Annotated in this window: 1 protein-coding gene; it reads left to right on the top strand. The window is 28.0% G+C overall.

Annotated features, from left to right (window positions below; genetic code table 11):
* Window positions 1-314: 314 nt before the first annotated feature.
* Window positions 315-890, top strand: a complete 576-nt coding sequence (locus BLP58_RS11730) for a hypothetical protein (RefSeq protein ID WP_013851265.1) — start codon at window positions 315-317, stop codon at window positions 888-890.
* Window positions 891-1,249 lie beyond the last annotated feature (359 nt).

Genomic DNA, 1,249 nt, shown 5'->3' with positions numbered 1-1,249 from the left:
TCAAATAAATATTTAAGAAATTAAGGTCAGACTAATGGTTAATAGCCTACCGCAAAAATATTGACACTTACGATTACATTGAAAAATAGTAATATAAAAGAAAGAATGATAAAATAATGATGTAAGCCGTTATTTATTTCTGATTTTGATTTACTCCTTAGATAGTTTCTAAGGCTTGGTTTTAGGTCTAAAGTTTAAGACCATTTTGATGTTTATTAACGCTAGTTGAATATTGTTTATTTTTATTAAATCTATAAAGGCACTTAGTTACTGATTAGTAATTAAGTGCCTTTTTGTGTTTATAGGAGGTTAAAATGAGTTTATTAATTATTATTTGTATTACTACTGGTTTCTTCTTTTATTACAAGAAAAGAAAAAATGAAATTGAAAAACAAAAAAATGAGGAGAAGAGTAGATTTGGGCATCATTCACAATCTAAAGCCTCGTACACCACAATAATTCCAACTGACATTCGTAGTAAAAATGCAATTGACGCATATTTAAATTCAAATCGTAGTAGTATAAAGCCATTAAATCAATCGAATATTGATTATTCTGAACAAGAGCAAGATAAAGAAGCTAATCTTCAAAAGGAAGAAATAGCTCCAGATGATTTGCTTGTGAATAGTAAAACAGGAGAGATTGTTACCCCTGGTATGGCTTTCAATAGTGAAGAAGATTTGAACTCCGATGCAGTTGAAGAAAGTGCCACTGTATTACCAGCAGATGACGCTACTTTAGCAAAAGGCCATAGAACTAGTTCACCTAACCGTGCTATTTCTTCTAGTCAAGGTAATTCAGAGTCTGCTACTATTTCTGAAAAATCAAAAGTAAATACAAAAGATTGGAAGCAAAGAAATAATCAAGCCATTAATGATTTGCTTAATTAATGACTAATTAAAAGTCATAAAAGTATCACAGAAGTACTTTTATGGCTTTTTAATTGTGTGAAATTATAAAGTTATTTTAAAATAAGTAATTACAATTTATCCACGTTAAGTGTATTTAAACATGATTAAGACCAAAATTATATTTCACTCAAAATTGAACAATTTAAAAAGATTAAAACAGTTGGCTATTGTCCTATTTTGATAATTATTTTTCTAAAAAAGGTCTTATAAACCTACTATATGTGAAAGGCTGTATTCTTCAGTAGATAAGTATTTGTGCTATATTCAAATTGTCCAAGGAAAGAAATGTATAGTCAGAAATTATTAGTTTAATTATTTCATAAGCAATCACTTGATAT

Origin of the sequence: Lactobacillus kefiranofaciens (assembly GCF_900103655.1) — a bacterium.
GTDB lineage: Bacteria > Bacillota > Bacilli > Lactobacillales > Lactobacillaceae > Lactobacillus > Lactobacillus kefiranofaciens.
Note: the sequence above shows the minus strand (reverse complement) of the source record. Positions and strands in the feature narration are given on the sequence as shown.